Here is a 16,471-nt window from a genome sequence, read left to right as displayed (position 1 = left end):
GCCTGAATCCGTCAAGCCCCGGTCGCTTGAACGAGCAGGAGCGGCGTTTGCGTGATCTGAGCGACGCGCCCAGCAACGCTGCCCAGTATCCAGCGTGCCATGCCCCTCCGGCCATGAGTGCCCATCACGATCAGTTGCGCGTCCCAGCCGCTCGCTTCGCGCACGATAGCGTGCGCAACGTCGTCGCTGGCCGGGCCTGTCCTGACGAGCGCGGTAGTGGTCTGCGTCGACACGTCGGCAAGAACCGGTTCGGCGGCGGCTAGCGCCTGATTGCCTTCTTCGACGAACGCGTCCTGGAGCGCATCGATGGGGAAGAAATCGGAGACCCGCACGGCGCGATCGATCACATAGACCGCTCGCAGGTGCGTGTCGGGCGTGGCGAACCGTACGCCATGCCGCAATGCCGACATCGACTGAGGGCTTCCGTCGACCGCAAACAGGATGCGCTGCGGCAAGTGGCCACCCGTCATGCTGTGGTTTTCAGGAACAACGAGTATCGGGCATCGCAGACGTCTCGTGAGCGGTTCCGACACGGTACCCTCGACCCAACGCTGCAAACCCTGGTGTTGACGGGCACCGACAACCATCAGGTCGGCTCGCCACGAGTCGGCTGCCTCGAGCAGGGCATCCGCGACGTCGCCGCCGCGCTTCGAGAGATCGATCACTTCGGCTTCGATACGCACATCGCACTCGGACATCAATTCCCCCGCGCGGTCGAGCGCTTCGGCCGCATCGTGCAGCAATTCTTCGCGAACCACGTCAAGTGCGCGGGCAACATGCCGGCCCGTTGGAAAGAGCGTATGCGGATTCTCGGCTACGCTCACGAGCCGTACCTCGGCACCGAAGGGAAGAATGTTTCGGGCGTAGGTGAGTGCCTGTCGCGAGGCCATCGACGAATCGACTGCGATCAGGACCCTGCACGGCAGCGTCGACATGGCGTCGCCTGAACGAGGGGAATTCATGATTTGCTCCGTACACACGAATTTAGTGTGCATTCATGGGCATCCTACCGTCGAACATGCAATGGCGGTTGACCAAGGTCAACTCTTCGGCCCGGGTCATTGATCGGGTCCGGATCGCCCCGGGACAGGTTCGAGCCAGTGCTGGCATCGCGAGGATGTCGATCAGTTCCCGGCCGGGTGCCACCTGAGCCCCCCGAGGGCACTGGAGCGCCGCACGTCGACCGACGCCGCGTGAAGGTCGACGATCCGTTGCACGATCGACCAGCCGAGTCCACTGCCGCTTTCCGCCGTGCCTGGCACACGGAAGAAACGTTCCCCCAGTCGCGGGCGGTCCGAGTCCGCGAGCCCGGGACCGCTGTCCTCGACTGACAGGATTGCTCCGTCCTTGCCGTTTTCGGTTTTGATCAGGACCGATGCGCCGGGTGGGCAATAGCGGATGGCATTGTCCACGAGATTGCGCACCAGAACCGCGAGCAGCATTTCGTCGCCCGTGATGCGGCACAGTTTCGCACCGTCGAATTCCAGCGACTGACGCTTCGTGATCGCCGTCGGTGCCAGTTCCGCGACCACGCGTTGCACCAGCGCGCTTAGATCAACTACGGTCAGTTCGAGAGTCGCCCCAGACTCGAGCCGTGATAGAACCAGCAACTGGTCCACCAGCCGCGTTGCACGGTCACACCCTTCCAGCGTAGCGCGCAATGCATGCTGGCGAAGCGCATCATCTGTTTCGGCGAGCGCAACCTGGGCTTGGGTTCGAATCGCCGCGATCGGCGTGCGCAACTCATGAGCCGCATCCGCAGTGAACCGGCGCTCTGCTTCCCAGACTGTCTGAATGCGGATGAAGAGATGGTTGAGGGCGTCGAGCACTGGGGACATTTCGGCGGGCGTTTGCGTCATCACCACAGGCGCAAGGTCATCGGGACCACGCAGGGCGATCGTACGACCGAGCCGTTTGAGGGGCGCTACGCCTCGCCGCACGGCCCACCCGGTGACCAAGCCGAAAAGCGGTAACGCAACTGCCATAGGCCACAACGTGCCGCGCAATACTGCAAGCAGTATCGAAGTGCGCGAATCGACACGCTCACCAACATACACGCGTGTGTGTTCATGCGGCCCGCTGGTGGAAAACACCCGCCACGCTTCACCGTTGATTTGCACGGTTGCGAAACTCTGGTCGATCTGTCGATCCGCGGGAATCATGGGGGCTGTTGGAGCGTTGGCGGAACGCAGGACCGCCTGCCCCTCATGAAAGATCTGAAACGCAACCTTGGGCGCGTACGGGTGGGGCACACGCGAATCGATCGTGTCATCGTCGTCGATCGATTGAGTTTGCTGGATGACCAGCAGCGCCGCTGCCTGGGCGAGATGACTGTCGAGCAGTTCGTCGAGTTCGCCGCGTGCGTCGCGCCAGATGAACAGCGCGGTAATCAGCCAGACGCCGACCACGACCGCGATCACGAGTACGAGTACGAGCAGACGGCCCTGCAGTGAGCGCGGCCGGATCATCACGTGGTGGCAGCCCGCGCCACGCCTTCGGCAGATCGACGGCGAGCACGCGCCAGCGGGCCAGCACCACGGCGAACGTCCCGTTGAGTTTGGCGCCGCGGACTTTGTCGACAACGTTCCAGCCGCGCACGTACAGCGCGAAACTGCGCTGGCTTGACAGATAGTGCGGCGCGTGGACGCCGACCCATGCGAGTATCTCGTCGGGCGGCACGTCAGGCGCGGCCGGATCGGGCTCGATATTGACCGTGATGCCCGCAGCTACAGCTTCCGGCTGTGGATTGGCCGCCACGGCGGACGGCGCTGCGCCGGCGCTGGCCTCGCAGGTAATACGGCGCAGCAGTTCGATGCGATGCCACGGTGGGCATTCATGGATATCGGGGGCAGGTGCGCAATGTGACCATATGTAACGCAGGTTACAGTTTTCCGCATTGAACCTTAGAGAAATGCCGGCCTTGACTTTGTTAGCCGCTTCAACTTTACATAAGATAAATTATCAATATTTTTGATGTAGGTCCCAAATAGAAATGTCGGGTTTCCGCTAAATAGAAATGTCGTGTTCTGGGTAGTTTGTCCGCCGGACATCCACATGGAGCGCGCCGGCGATGAACGCGACTGGGACGATCACGATGACGATGCGGGAAGTTGACCGGTTCAAGGTCATCCAGGCGGTGACCGAAGCCCGGCTCAAGCCTGGTCAGGCGGCTGAGCGGCTGGGATTGAGCGTGCGACAGGTCGAGCGGCTCGTGCTGCGCTACCAGGCGGCTGGCGTGGCCGGACTGGTGTCGGGCAAGCGCGGTCGCCCGGGCAATCACCAGTTGCCTCCGGGCAAGGCTCAACGGGCACTGGCGCTGATCCGTGAGCGCTATGCGGATTTCGGCCCGACGCTGGCGTGCGAGAAGCTTCGGGAGTGTCATGGCATCGATCTGGCGGTCGAGACGGTGCGCACACTGATGCGAGCGGCCGGTCTGTGGATTCCGCGCAAGGAGCGCCCGCCGAAGGTCTATCAGCCGCGTAACCGTCGTGCCTGCCTGGGCGAGCTGATCCAGATCGATGGCAGCGACCATCGCTGGTTCGAGGACCGGGCGCCGGCGTGCACGCTGCTGGTGTTCATTGATGATGCGACCGGACGACTGATGGCGCTGCACTTCACGGCGACGGAGTCGACCTTCAGCTATTTCGAGGCGCTGCAGAAGTATCTGGGCGTGCATGGCAAGCCGGTGGCGTTCTACAGCGACAAGGCCAGCGTGTTCTATGTCAAGAAGCGCTCGGAGACCGCCGGCAAGGGCGTCACGCAGTTTGGGCGAGCCCTGTACGAGCTCAATATCGACGCGTTCTGTGCGAACACGAGTCAGGCCAAGGGGCGCGTGGAGCGGGCCAACCTGACGCTGCAGGACCGGCTCGTCAAGGAACTCAGGCTGCGCGGCATCAGTACGCGGGAGGCCGCTAATGCCTGGGCGCCCTCCTTCATCGCCGACTTCAACCGGCGCTTTGGCAAGCCACCCAGGAGCGACTACAACGCGCACCGGCCGCTGCGGGCTGATGAGGATCTTAGACAGATACTGGCCTATCGCGTGCCGCGCAGGATATCGAATGCACTGACGGTACAGTACGACCGGGTGATGTATCTGCTGGACGACACGCCAGTCAGTCGCGGGCTGATCCATGAATACGTCGAGGTCGTCGAATATCCGGATGGCGCGATCGAGGTGCAGACCGGTGGCGTTGCGTTGCCGTACCGCCAGTATGACCGGATCACGCACATCGACCAGGGAGCCGAAGTTGAGAACAAGCGCCTCGCGAGCGCACTGGAAGTTGCCCGTCGTGTCCAGGCCATCCGCGACGACCGCCGCGCGTCAGGTTCACCATCGCGCACACACAGTGGCGAGCAGGTCCAGGCAAAGAAAGCGCTCATCGGACTGAAGAAACAGCGTGCCATCGAGGTTGCCGACATCAATCAGGCGATTCTCGAAGTCAGCACCAAACTGATGGAGGGACGTGGGGCGGCTGCGCCGCCCCACCCCAAAACCATAAATAAAGACAGGACAAGGCAGGCAAAACCCGACATTTCTATTTAGCTGGCTGCACGACGTTTGAACTTAGCGGGGACATTTGATGTCAGGGCTTTTTAGTAATGTCCGATTCTGGCTCATTAGAAATGTCCGATTCCTGCCCCTGAGGCGCACGCTGACGCGATGCGTCGATGAGGGGTGAATCATGAACGGACGTGGCCTGATCACGGCGAGCATGCGCGAACTGGAACGAGTCAAGATCATTGCGGCTGTCATTGAAGGTCGCCTGCGGTGTTTTCAGGCGGCTGAACGGCTGCAGCTCGGTGAGCGGCAGATCAGCCGGCTGTGCCGGCGCTATGAAGCCTGCGGCCCGGCTGGGCTGGTCTCGGGCAGGCGCGGCCGGGCCAGCAACCGTGAACTGCCAGTTGATCTGCGGGCGCGGGCCATGGCGCTGGTTCGTGAGCGCTACCCGGATTTCGGCCCGACCCTGGCGTGCGAGAAGCTCGCTGAATGTCATGGCATCCGACTGGCAAAGGAAACGGTGCGGCGGTGGATGCGTGATGCCGGTCTGTGGATCCCGCGCAAACAGCGTCCGCCGAAGGTCTACCAGCCGCGAGCCCGTCGTGCGTGCCTGGGTGAACTGGTGCAGATCGATGGTAGCGACCATCGCTGGTTCGAGGAGCGGGCGCCAGCGTGCACGCTGCTGGTGTACGTCGACGATGCGACGAGCCGCCTGATGACGCTGCACTTCACGCAGACGGAGTCGACCTTCAGCTACTTCGAGGCAACACGCATGTATCTGGAGCAGCATGGCAAGCCGGTGGCGTTCTACAGCGACCGGGCGAGCGTGTTTTATTGCAAGGGCCACACGGCGACGCCAGGCAAGGGCGTCACGCATTTCGGCCGGGCGATGTACGAGCTGAACATTGACACATGGTGTGCGGCCAGCAGTTCCGCCAAGGGCCGGGTTGAGCGGGCGCACCTGACGCTACAGGACCGGCTCGTGAAGGAGCTGCGGCTGCGTGGGATCAGCACGGTCGAAGCCGCGAATGCGTGGGCGCCCTCTTTCATCGCCAGCTATAACGCACGCTTTGCGAAACCGCCGAAGAGCACGTTCGACGCGCACCGGCCGCTGCGCGCCGACGAGGATCTCGACGCAGTCATGACCTGGCGCGAGCCGCGCCGCGTGACGAAGTCGCTGACGGTGCAGTACGACCGCGTAATCTATCTGCTCGCGGACACGCCGGCAAACCGCAAGCTGATCCATCGGTACATCGAGGTCTGGGAGTATCCGGACGGGCGCATCGAGATCCGGGCAGACGGCCGGTCCCTGCCCTGTATGCCCTATGACCGGCTCTCGGAGGTCGACCAGGGGGCGGTGATCGAGCACAAGCGGCTTGGTCACGCCCTGCAGGTCGCACAGGCATTGCAGGCGCAGCGTGACGACCGGCGGGCCTCCGGTTCGCCGTCCCGCACGAATCATGGGGTGGCGGTGCGTGCAAAGGACCCGCTGCCCGGCACGAAGAAACAGCGCGAGTTCACGCGGGCCGATCTCGCTGAAACGATCCTGCAGTTCGCGCAACAGCCGAAGGCGCCTTCAACACCTGGCCAGCGGTCTGCAGGCACCCGCTGACCGGACTGACACGCCCTGCCCGTTTCAGTCGTGTCCTTCGACACTGCGTGATCGGAAACCCATGAAACACAAGGCCTGCACCCTCGAAATCGGACATTTCTAAATAGCCGGACAGCGGACATTTCAAAATGGCCTCGACATTTGACGTAGGTCCCAAATAGAAATGTCGGGTTTCCGCTAAATAGAAATGTCGTGTTCTGGGTAGTTTGACTGCCGGACATCCGCTCAGGGAGCCGGCGATGAACGCGACTCGGACGATCACGATGACGATGCGCGAGATCGATCGGCTGAAGGTCATCCAGGCCGTGACCGAGGCCCGGCTCAAGCCGGGCCAGGCCGCCGAACGTCTGGGGTTGAGCGTGCGCCAGATCGAACGGCTGGTGCTGCGTTACGACGCGGCCGGCGTGGCCGGGCTGGCGTCAGGCAAGCGTGGGCGTGCGGGCAACCACCAGCTGCCTGCTGGCAAGGCGCAGCGGGCGCTGGCGCTGATCCCCGAACGCTACGCGGATTTCGGGCCGACCCTGGCGCGCGAGAAGCTGCGGGAATGTCATGGCATCGAACTGGCGGTCGAAACGGTGCGCACGCTGATGATTGCCGCGGGACTGTGGGTGCCGCGCAGGGATCGGCCGCCGAAGGTGTACCAGCCGCGTAACCGCCGCGCGTGCCTCGGTGAACTGATCCAGATCGACGGCAGCGAGCATGCGTGGTTTGAGGAGCGCGCGCCCGCGTGCACGCTGCTGGTGTACGTCGACGACGCGACCAGTCGCCTGATGGTGCTGCACTTCACGGCCACCGAATCGACCTTCAGCTACTTCGAGGCGACGCGGGCGTATCTGGAACGCTATGGCAAGCCGGTGGCGTTCTACAGCGATCGGGCGAGCGTGTTCCGGCCAACGTACAGCCGGACCGGCGCACGCGGAATCACGCAGTTCGGCCGGGCGATGTACCAGCTGAACATTGACACGTTCTGCGCGAACTCGAGCCCCGCCAAGGGCCGGGTCGAGCGCGCGCACCTGACGCTGCAGGACCGCCTCGTGAAGGAACTGCGGCTGCGCAATATCAGCACCATCGAAGCCGCCAACGCGTATGCGCGCGCCTTCATGGCCGCCCATAACGCGCGCTTTGCGAAGCCACCCAGAAGCACGTTCGATGCGCACCGGACGCTGCGCGCCGACGAGGATTGCGACGCGATCCTGACCTGGCGGCTCCAGCGCAAGGTGTCGGACAAGCTGACCGTACTGAATGACCGCATGATCTATCTTCTGGACGACATCGAGGCCAACCGGAAACTGATCGGCCACTATATCGACGTCTGGGAGTACCCGGACGGTCGCCTCGAGATCCGCGCCGACGGCGTGGCGCTGCCCTACATACCGTACGACAAGCTCGCGGAAATCGACCAGGGGGCGGTGATCGGGCACAAGCGGCTCGGCCATGCACTGGCGGTCGCGCAGGCGCTGCAGGCGCAGCGCGACAACCGCCGGATCTCGGGCTCGCCGTCACGCACGAATCGCGGCGCGGCGGTCCGCAAACCGGAGCGTCTGCCCGGCACGAAGAAGCAGCGCGAGTTCACGCGGGCCGATCTGGATCAGGCCATCATGCAGATCGCGCAGCAGTCGAAGCCGCCTTCAAAACCAGGCCGCCGGTCTGCCAGGCTGAACTGAACGGACTGAGGCGCCCTGCCCATTCAAACCGAATCCTTCAACACTGCACGGAATGAAAACCATGAAAGACAGACCTTGAACCCCTACAACATCGGACATTTCTAACGAGCCGCACAGCGGACATTTCAAAATGGCCTCGACATTTGACGTAGGTCCCAAATAGAAATGTCGGGTTTCCGCTAAATAGAAATGTCGTGTTCTGGGTAGTTTGACTGCCGGACATCCGCTCAGGGAGCCGGCGATGAACGCGACTCGGACGATCACGATGACGATGCGCGAGATCGATCGGCTGAAGGTCATCCAGGCCGTGACCGAGGCCCGGCTCAAGCCGGGCCAGGCCGCCGAACGTCTGGGGTTGAGCGTGCGCCAGATCGAACGGCTGGTGCTGCGTTACGACGCGGCCGGCGTGGCCGGGCTGGCGTCAGGCAAGCGTGGGCGTGCGGGCAACCACCAGCTGCCTGCTGGCAAGGCGCAGCGGGCGCTGGCGCTGATCCCCGAACGCTACGCGGATTTCGGGCCGACCCTGGCGCGCGAGAAGCTGCGGGAATGTCATGGCATCGAACTGGCGGTCGAAACGGTGCGCACGCTGATGATTGCCGCGGGACTGTGGGTGCCGCGCAGGGATCGGCCGCCGAAGGTGTACCAGCCGCGTAACCGCCGCGCGTGCCTCGGTGAACTGATCCAGATCGACGGCAGCGATCACCGCTGGTTCGAGGACCGGGCGCCCGCCTGCACGCTGCTGGTCTTCATCGACGACGCGACCGGACGGCTGATGACGCTGCACTTCACGGCGACGGAGTCGACCTTCAGCTATTTCGAGGCACTGTCGAAGTATCTGGGCGCGCACGGCAAGCCGGTGGCGTTCTACAGCGACAAGGCCAGCGTCTTCTACGTGAAGCAACGCTCGGAGACGGCGGGCAAAGGCGTCACCCAGTTTAGCCGGGCGCTGTATGAGCTCAATATCGACGCATTCTGTGCCAACACGAGCCAGGCCAAGGGACGCGTGGAACGCGCGAACCAGACGTTGCAGGACCGGCTGGTCAAGGAGCTGAGGCTGCGCGGCATCAGCACGCGGGACGCCGCGAATGCGTATGCGCCCTCCTTCATCGCCGACTTCAACCGGCGGTTCGGCAAGCCACCCAGGAGCGACTACGATGCACACCGGCCGCTGCGCGACGACGAGGATCTGCGGCAGATCCTGGCCTACCGTGTCCCGCACAGGATCTCGAATGCACTGACGGTGCAGTACGACCGGGTGCTGTACCTGCTCGATGACACGCCCGTCAGCCGGGCGCTTACGCATGAATATGTCGAGGTCGTCGAGTATCCCGATGGCGTGATCGAGGTGCAGGCCCGCGGCGCGGTACTGCCGTACCGGCAATATGACCGCATCACCCATATCGATCAGGGCGCGGAGATTGAGAACAAGCGCCTCGCGGGCGCACTGGAAGTCGCCCGCCGCGTTCAGGCCATCCGCGACGATCGCCGGGCAGCGGGGTCCCCATCGCGCACGCACTGCGGCGAGCAGGTCGAGGCCAAGAAGGCGCTGATCGGGCTGAAGAAGCAGCGCGCAATCGAGGTCGCCGACCTTAATCAGGCGATTCTCGAAGTCAGCTCAAAAATGAGGGATGGACGGGGGGCGGCTTCGCCGCCCCACCCCAAAACCTTGAAAAAAGACAGGAAACAGCGAGAAAAACCCGACATTTCTATTTAGCTGGCACCACGACGTTTGAACTTGACGGGGACATTTGATGCGATGCAATCGTACAATCGGAAAATTACGCGGCGACTCCGCTAGACCGGCTCGCGCGGGACTTCAAGGCAGCCTTTCCCGACATGCGCGGATTCTCCTCGCGCAACCTAAAGTACATGCGAGCCCTGGCGCAGGCCTTTTCCGCAGCCGGAATCTGTGCAACAGCCCGTTGCACAATTACCGTGGTCGCATGTCGTCACGCTGCTCGACAAGCTGGACGACGGCGCACAGCGGCTCTGGTACGTAGAAAAATCGCTCGAGCACGGCTGGTCGCGCAGCGTGCTGACCATGCAGATCGAGACGCCAGCGCCGTCACGAATTTCGCCGACCGGCTGCCACCCCAGCAATCCGATCTCGCGCGCGACGCCCTCAAGGATCCCTATATCTTTGACTTCCTCGGCTTGACCGAGAACGCCCAGGAGCGCGACATCGAGCGTGCACTCACGCAGCACATCACGCGGTTTCTCCTCGAACCGGGTACCGGCTGGAGGTCGGCGGTGACAAGTTTTTCATCGACCTGCTTTTCTATCATCTGAAGCTGCGCTGCTATGTCGTCGTCTAACTGAAAACGACGCCGTTCAGGCCCGAGTACGCAGGCCAGCTCAACTTCTACCTTTCCGCGATCGACGCACAGGTCAAGGCTCCGGAAGACCAGCCGACCATTGGACTGCTACTGTGCAAGGAGAAGAACCGGCTCGTTGCGGAATATGCGCTGCGCGGCGTGGCCAAGCCGATGGGTGTCGCCGAATATCAGCTTTTGCGCCATGTGCCTGAATCGCTGGAAAGCGGGCTGCCATCCATCGACCAGATCGAGGCGGAACTCCGACCGGACTTGCCCGACGCACACGGCCACTGAGCCACACGCGCGATTGGACGATTGCGCGATACATGGTGCGTGCGATGACGCCCTTGTCTGCCGGGACTTGTACGCACCCGAGCTTTTTCGAGCCGCTGCTGCGCATCCATCCGCCCCGGGGCTATTGAGTATGTTCGGGCGCACGAGACGCAGTCTCCTGCCCTACGTCGCCCATCTAACCGCGCTGCACGTCGCGCCAGACTGTCGCTTCGCTTGAGCAATCAGTTCCTTGAACACCTCGATCCCGGCATCCGTGAACCGGTTACCGTGACCAACTGCTCAGCGAGGACGTCCAGATCGCGGATGATCCCGAGGCACCCGTCCTCTGACTCCAGATTCATCCAGATTCATATTCGCCAGTTCGTCAAGCCAGTCCCTCCGCCTCTCCGAGCATCGCGTCGCCTGACCAGACAGCCGCGCATCCAGCGCAAAGATTCGGCGTTGAAACAGCGCCGTCCGTCACGTCTCAACCAGCTCAAGCCCCTTTTCGGCACACCATTGCATCAACACGCTTTCGTCAGCATCGGCCTCCAACGAATACCAACGCTCGGAACGGCTTCACGCTCGAGCAAACCTTTGAAACGCGCACAGGCCCCCTGCTGCCGGAAGAATCCCTCGACCTGCTCGTAACGCGCACGCAACTCCTGCGCGACAAAGCGCAGCGCGTGATCTCCTCCGAGATCAAACTCGTTCTTATGCGGTATCGCAAGATAAGTATCTGAAGTTTCAAGATTGTCCGGGAGCTCCTCGTCGAACGCGTCACTGGAATCGGAAGTCCACCAGATCTTGCCCGTATCGAGCGAGACATACGCGTTATGCTCCATTGGACCTCCGTAACTGACGAAGTCAAAGGCCATCGCAAGATCGTCGTGTATGACTGCGACCATAGCTCTGCCCCGCTAGCGTTGCCACGTTCGAGCGGCCGGGCTGGAATACCGTATCCGAGCCAACGTTCGGGGCCTATTCCGCAGCGTCGGCGTTGCAATTCAAAGCTCTTCGCTCGGATCAGCGATATCGAGCCGGAAATACCGTCCTTCCATGCTCATGAGCATTCGCCCAAGCTCGTTCCACGAGACCTTCTTACCGTCGATCGCCACAAGCGGCAGGTACCCTGCCTGCGACTCGTCCCGTCCGATACGCCCACGGACCGTGCTGTCGATAATCCGGCGTTCATGAATAGCGATGCGCCTCACCGACAGCGCGCGACTACCATGTTAAGCCCCCAACACCTGGCGCCCGGCTTCCACAGCGTTTCCCCGGAAAGTATTCCATCCAGTGCCAACTATCCTTAGCTCAATTCGATGTTTTACCTTCTCCGTCCATGCGGTTTAGATTCGCAGCACAGTGCGACTTCCCCCTTCACACGGCGAAAGCCTGGACAACGAATCGACTACGACATGAACAGCGAGACAACCCGCTCCATCGCTCCGATCAAACGCGCCGCTGCCGCGCTTGCCATCGCCCTCGGCGTATTGACAGGATTCAACGCCGTAGCCCACGCCCAAGGTGATGCCGATGTACCTTCGCTCAAAGGCAAGCGCATAGGTATTACGGCGGTGGGCACGGACCACTACTGGGATCTGAAAGCCTATCAAGGCGCCATCGACGAGGTGAAGCGTCTGGGCGGCACGCCGATCGCGCTTGACGCGGGCCGTAACGACAATCGCCAGATCGCGCAGATACAGACGCTCATCGCGCAGAAGCCCGACGCCATCATCGAGCAGCTCGGTACCGCGACCGTGCTGGAGCCGTGGTTGCAAAAAATTCGCCAGGCCGGCATCCCGCTGTTCACCATCGATACGGCGTCCCCGTCGAGCCTCAACGCCACCACATCGGACAATTTTTTCATCGGCGAACAACTGGCGCTCAAACTCGTCAACGACATCCATGGCGAAGGCAACATACTCGTATTCAACGGCTTCTACGGCGTGCCCGTGTGCGCGATCCGTTACGACCAGTTGAAGGCCGTGCTCAAGTATTACCCGAAGGTGCACATCATCGAGCCTGAATTGCGCGATGTGATTCCCAACACCGTGCAGAGCGCCTATGCGCAGGTGAGCCAGTTGCTCACGAAATACCCCAAGGGGCAAATCTCGGCGATCTGGGCCGCGTGGGACGTGCCGCAGGTGGGGGCGACCCAGGCCGTCGACGCCGCGCATCGCAGCGAGATTCGCACCTATGCCGTCGACGGCAGTCCGGACGTGGTGTCGCTAGTCAAGGATCCGAACTCGAGCGCTGCCGCCGTGGTGGCGCAGCAGCCCGCGCTGATCGGCAAGACCGCCGTCGACAATGTCGCGCGCTATCTCGGTGGCGAGCGCAATCTGCCGCCCTACACTTACGTCCCGTCGATTCTCGTGACCAAGGACAACGCTGCCGAAGTGCAGAAGACGCTCGGTCAGTCCGCACAGTCCGGCCAGTTCGCCTCGAAATGAGTGAGCCGCTCAACGGCAAGCGGGCCGCAGCCGTTGCGCCCGCACTCGAACTGCGCGCTCTCTCGAAGCAGTACGGCGGCGTGCAGGCGCTGCGTGGCGCATCGTTGAGCGCCGCGCGGGGCACGGTGCATGGACTGATTGGCCAGAACGGCGCAGGAAAATCCACGCTCATCAAGATTCTCGCGGGGCTCGAGCGAGCGGACGCGGGCGAGATTAAGGTCGATGGCGTTGAGATTGGCGCGGGAGTGCGCAGCGAGATTGCCTTCATTCACCAGGAGCGTCTGCTCTCACCGACATTCACGGTGGCCGAAGCGCTCGCGCTCGGTGACGAGCCAGTAGCCGTGCCCGGCGTGCGCCGTCTGCGCGCCCTGCTGCCGCTCGATTTGCGCCGCATGCGCCGCCGCGCGAACGAGGCGCTGGCCGTGCATTTCGACATCGCGTTGCCACCGGAGCGTCTGATCGGCGAATTGAGCGTCGCAGAGCAGCAGATCGTACAGATCACGCGCGCGCTCATGCGCACGCCGCGCATCCTCGTGTTCGATGAGCCGACCGCCGCGCTCGTGAGCCGCGAGGTCGAGCGCCTGTTGCAGACCATTGATCGCCTCCGTGCACGCGGACTCACGATCCTCTATGTCTCGCACTATCTGAACGAGATCGCCTCGCTGTGCGACCAGGTGACGGTGTTACGCGATGGCGTCGATGTGGCGCACGTCGATGCGCGCGACACGCCTGTCGACGTGCTTGTCTCGGCGATGATCGGCACACAGCCTGCGGCGCGTTCGCGCCGTGAAACCGCATCGCCCCGGGAGGTCGTGCTTGAAGTACGAGATCTCTGCGCCACGGGACGCTTCGGGCCTTTGTCCTTCGCGCTAAGGCGGGGCGAAGTGCTGGGCGTAACGGGGCTGGTCGGTTCGGGCGGCAAGCCGCTGGTGCGCAGCCTGTTCGGCCTGGAGCGCGGAGTCCGTGGCGAATTGCGTGTGCGCGGCAAGCCCGTGCGCTTGCGCCGCCCGGACCGGCCGACGCAGTGCGCCAGGGCATCGCTTTCGTGCCTGAGGATCGACGCCGCCAGGGCGTCGCGACTGCACTGTCCGTGCGCGACAACCTTTCACTGCCGAGCCTCGCGCGCTTCAGCCGCTTTGGCGTGTTGAATACGCGCCGCGAGACGGCATCAGCATGTGCACTGATCGACACGCTCGGCGTGCGCACGCCTGGCCCGCACGCGCCTGTGCGCCATCTCTCGGGCGGTAACCAGCAGAAGGTCGCGCTCGGCAAGTGGCTCGGCCGCAAGACAGTCGACGGCGCGGCTATCTATATCCTCGACGAGCCGACAGTCGGTGTGGACGTCGGCGCGAAAGCGGACATTTATCGCCTCATCGATGCCCTCGTGGCTGAAGGCGCGGCCGTGCTGATTTTCTCCAGCGACCTGCACGAACTGCTCGATGTGACCGACCGCGTACTCGTGCTTGCGCGTGGCGCGATCGTCCAGAACGTGCCCTCGCACGCTGCCAATACCCAGGACCTGCTCGCGTGGGCCACGCTCGCGCGGTCGCGCGAAGAAAGCGCGCCGAAACAGGAGAATGCAGCATGATCGGCAAGGTGATCGAGCGCCTGGATGCGCTGCGGGGCAACGACGATCTTGCCGGAGATCGCGCCGGTTCGGCGACGCCCCAGCCAGACGCCCCTCGCGCGCAATTCTGGCTGCGCGGCGGCGCCGTGCTGGCCTTCGCACTGGTGTTCGCGGTTTTCGCGGCGACCTCCCCGCTCTTTCTCACGCTCGCCAATCTCGCCAATATCTTGCAGCAGTCGGCCGTGCTCGGCGTGCTCGGGTTCGGTCTGACCGCAGTGCTGATCGGCGGCGGCGCGGACTCGATCAAGGGTGGACTGGATCTGTCGATCGCCGCGAACATGGGTCTATGCGCGGCTGCTCATGCGGTGGCACTGCGTGCGGGTGTGTCGAGCGCGGGCGCGGTCGGCCTCGCGCTCGCGGCAGGCGTGACGATCGGCGCGCTCAACGCCTTCGCGGTGCTCGGCCTGCGCATCCTGCCGCTGCTTGCCACGCTCACGACGATGAACCTTTGCGCGGGCCTCGAACTCGTGCTCACGCAGAACACCTCGGTGCCGGCTACTTCCCCGCTGCTCGCCTTCCTGATCGGTGAAGGCGCATCAGGTATCCCGCATCTTGCGACAGCGTTGCTCGCCGTCGCCGTGCTCGTCACTCTGCTGGTGCACTACACGCCATTTGGGCTGCGCCTGCGCGCGTGCGGGGAAGACGCCCAGGCAGCCCGCGCGGCGGGATTGAATGTGCGCGCTTATGCGGCCGCAAGCTACATGCTCGGCGGCTTCGCGGCGGCGCTCGCCGCGCTTGCGTCGTCGGCGCTCCTGAGCGGCAGTTCGCCGGGCGCGAGCGAAAACCTGCTGGCCGTCGTGGCAGCGGCGCTGCTCGGGGTGGTTTTCTCGCGCCGCATGCTGCCGACGATGCCGGGCACGCTACTGGCCGTGCTCTTCCTCGGCGTCGTCAGCAACGGGTTTCAGCTCGACAACGTCTCCAGTTACTGGGTCAACGGCGTGGAAGGAGCGCTGATTCTGTTCGTCGTCTCCACCACGGCGCTGCTGCGTCGCCGTCACCTCGGAACGCATGCTCATGACTGATCGGCTCGTGCACATCCAGCGCTTTTCGCTGCCGGGCGCGCTGGTCGCCGTCAGCCTATTCTTCGCGGTGTGCTCGCCAGGTTTTGCGCAGCCCCGCAATCTAGGTAATGTGCTGCTCAACGATTTCGCGCTGCTGGCGATTGCTGCGCTCGGCATGACCCTTGCGCTATCGATCGGCGCCGTCGACCTGTCGCTTGGCGCGGCTATCGACGTGAGCAGCCTCGTTTTCGTCCTTTTGAGCGCACATCACGTGGGGGTACCGCTGGCCGCCCTCGCCGCGCTCGGCGCAGCGCTGCTGGTGGGCGCGTTCAACGGCATGCTGGTGGCGGCCCTCGGCATCGCACCATTTCTGGCGACGCTCGGCACGCTCTTCATCGGGCAGACTCTGCAGCAGCTTGCGACCGATGGCGGTCAGCCCGTCTACCTGCTCGGCCTCCCGTTGCCGCCGCTGTTCGGCGCGCTGGCGCACGGCACGTGCGCCGGCGTACCGGTGCCCTTGTGGATCGTGGCGGCGCTCGCGCTAGTCGTACACGTGTCGCTCGCGCATTCGGTGTTCGGCCGCTACAGTGCCGCACTCGGCACGCAACCGGGCGTCGCTCGTTACTCCGGCCTGCCGGTTGCGATCATTGTAGTCGCAACTTTCGTGGCGGGCGCGCTGGTCTATGGCGTGGTGGGCCTGCTGCTGTCATCGATGGTGAAAGCCTATGTGCCGCAAGCTGGCAACGGCTACCTGCTCAACGCGATCGGCGCGACCTTCATCGGCACAACGCTGTCGCGCGCGCGGCGGCCCAATGTGCCCGGCACGCTACTCGGCGTGCTGCTGCTGAGCCTCGTGGCAAACGGGCTGTTGCTGATCGGCTGGAACTTCTACTGGCAGCAGGTCGCCACGGGCGTGCTGATCTTCGCGGTGCTGGCGTTCAGCTTCGCATCGCGGAGCGAGCAACAGGCCTAGTGTTCGGCGGACGAATCAGGAGTCGGTATGGCCCAGCCCACGCAGCCATGTTTGA

General features: G+C 63.5%; 11 protein-coding genes and 2 pseudogenes. 9 read left to right on the top strand and 4 right to left on the bottom strand.

Going from position 1 to position 16,471, the window contains the following annotated elements:
• Positions 1-11: 11 nt before the first annotated feature.
• Positions 12-962, bottom strand: a complete 951-nt coding sequence (locus QFZ94_RS33655) for a universal stress protein (RefSeq protein ID WP_429462335.1) — start codon at positions 960-962, stop codon at positions 12-14.
• A gap of 162 nt (positions 963-1,124) precedes the next feature.
• On the bottom strand, positions 1,125-2,468 hold the full coding sequence (locus QFZ94_RS33650) for an ATP-binding protein (protein ID WP_429462332.1): 1,344 nt from the start codon (positions 2,466-2,468) through the stop codon (positions 1,125-1,127).
• A gap of 602 nt (positions 2,469-3,070) precedes the next feature.
• Here QFZ94_RS33650 and QFZ94_RS33645 point away from each other — a divergent pair.
• The 5 genes and pseudogenes from QFZ94_RS33645 to QFZ94_RS33625 form a co-directional block, all read left to right on the top strand.
• Complete coding sequence (locus QFZ94_RS33645) at positions 3,071-4,543, top strand: ISNCY family transposase (protein WP_429459100.1); 1,473 nt, start codon at positions 3,071-3,073, stop codon at positions 4,541-4,543.
• Between the two features lie 139 nt (positions 4,544-4,682).
• Positions 4,683-6,110 carry an ISNCY family transposase gene (locus tag QFZ94_RS33640; protein WP_429455469.1) on the top strand — a complete coding sequence of 476 codons (1,428 nt, stop codon included), beginning with the start codon at positions 4,683-4,685 and terminating at the stop codon, positions 6,108-6,110.
• 239 nt (positions 6,111-6,349) lie between these two features.
• Complete coding sequence (locus tag QFZ94_RS33635; RefSeq protein WP_429462330.1) at positions 6,350-7,774, top strand: ISNCY family transposase; 1,425 nt, start codon at positions 6,350-6,352, stop codon at positions 7,772-7,774.
• 241 nt (positions 7,775-8,015) lie between these two features.
• Positions 8,016-9,488 (top strand): ISNCY family transposase, encoded by a 1,473-nt coding sequence (locus QFZ94_RS33630; protein WP_429462327.1) that lies wholly within the window; start codon positions 8,016-8,018, stop codon positions 9,486-9,488.
• An 80-nt stretch (positions 9,489-9,568) separates the two neighbouring features.
• Positions 9,569-10,383 (top strand): annotated as a pseudogene (locus tag QFZ94_RS33625) (PDDEXK nuclease domain-containing protein); the annotation flags it as partial.
• A gap of 503 nt (positions 10,384-10,886) precedes the next feature.
• Here the strand turns inward: QFZ94_RS33625 and QFZ94_RS33620 are convergent.
• A complete protein-coding gene (locus QFZ94_RS33620; protein ID WP_429462324.1) occupies positions 10,887-11,240 on the bottom strand; it encodes a hypothetical protein in 354 nt (117 codons plus the stop codon).
• A gap of 129 nt (positions 11,241-11,369) precedes the next feature.
• Entirely contained in the window at positions 11,370-11,576 is a 207-nt protein-coding gene (locus tag QFZ94_RS33615; protein WP_429462322.1) for a DUF7713 domain-containing protein, read from the bottom strand.
• A 204-nt stretch (positions 11,577-11,780) separates the two neighbouring features.
• Between QFZ94_RS33615 and QFZ94_RS33610 the strand changes: the two genes are divergently transcribed.
• From QFZ94_RS33610 to QFZ94_RS33595, 4 genes and pseudogenes are all read left to right on the top strand, one after another.
• Positions 11,781-12,815 (top strand): sugar ABC transporter substrate-binding protein, encoded by a 1,035-nt coding sequence (locus QFZ94_RS33610; RefSeq protein WP_429462320.1) that lies wholly within the window; start codon positions 11,781-11,783, stop codon positions 12,813-12,815.
• Positions 12,812-14,403: pseudogene (locus tag QFZ94_RS33605) on the top strand (sugar ABC transporter ATP-binding protein). Before QFZ94_RS33610 ends, QFZ94_RS33605 begins: the two are co-directional and overlap by 4 nt.
• A complete protein-coding gene (locus tag QFZ94_RS33600; RefSeq protein ID WP_429462317.1) occupies positions 14,400-15,464 on the top strand; it encodes an ABC transporter permease in 1,065 nt (354 codons plus the stop codon). Before QFZ94_RS33605 ends, QFZ94_RS33600 begins: the two are co-directional and overlap by 4 nt.
• Positions 15,457-16,416, top strand: coding sequence for an ABC transporter permease (locus QFZ94_RS33595; protein ID WP_429462314.1), 960 nt, complete (start codon positions 15,457-15,459; stop codon positions 16,414-16,416). Before QFZ94_RS33600 ends, QFZ94_RS33595 begins: the two co-directional genes overlap by 8 nt.
• The last annotated feature ends 55 nt before the right edge of the window (positions 16,417-16,471 follow it).

Origin of the sequence: Paraburkholderia sp. JPY465 (genome assembly GCF_050436725.1) — a bacterium.
In the GTDB taxonomy this organism is placed as follows: Bacteria; Pseudomonadota; Gammaproteobacteria; order Burkholderiales; family Burkholderiaceae; genus Paraburkholderia; species Paraburkholderia youngii.
Note: the sequence above shows the minus strand (reverse complement) of the source record. Positions and strands in the feature narration are given on the sequence as shown.

Bases quoted from the DNA above. Each gene is read 5' to 3' on its own strand.
- QFZ94_RS33655 (WP_429462335.1), bottom strand. From the start codon at position 962: ATGAATTCCCCTCGTTCAGGCGACGCCATGTCGACGCTGCCGTGCAGG.
- QFZ94_RS33650 (WP_429462332.1), bottom strand. From the start codon at position 2,468: ATGATCCGGCCGCGCTCACTGCAGGGCCGTCTGCTCGTACTCGTACTC.
- QFZ94_RS33645 (WP_429459100.1), top strand. From the start codon at position 3,071: ATGAACGCGACTGGGACGATCACGATGACGATGCGGGAAGTTGACCGG.
- QFZ94_RS33640 (WP_429455469.1), top strand. From the start codon at position 4,683: ATGAACGGACGTGGCCTGATCACGGCGAGCATGCGCGAACTGGAACGA.
- QFZ94_RS33635 (WP_429462330.1), top strand. From the start codon at position 6,350: ATGAACGCGACTCGGACGATCACGATGACGATGCGCGAGATCGATCGG.
- QFZ94_RS33630 (WP_429462327.1), top strand. From the start codon at position 8,016: ATGAACGCGACTCGGACGATCACGATGACGATGCGCGAGATCGATCGG.
- QFZ94_RS33620 (WP_429462324.1), bottom strand. From the start codon at position 11,240: ATGGCCTTTGACTTCGTCAGTTACGGAGGTCCAATGGAGCATAACGCG.
- QFZ94_RS33610 (WP_429462320.1), top strand. From the start codon at position 11,781: ATGAACAGCGAGACAACCCGCTCCATCGCTCCGATCAAACGCGCCGCT.
- QFZ94_RS33600 (WP_429462317.1), top strand. From the start codon at position 14,400: ATGATCGGCAAGGTGATCGAGCGCCTGGATGCGCTGCGGGGCAACGAC.
- QFZ94_RS33595 (WP_429462314.1), top strand. From the start codon at position 15,457: ATGACTGATCGGCTCGTGCACATCCAGCGCTTTTCGCTGCCGGGCGCG.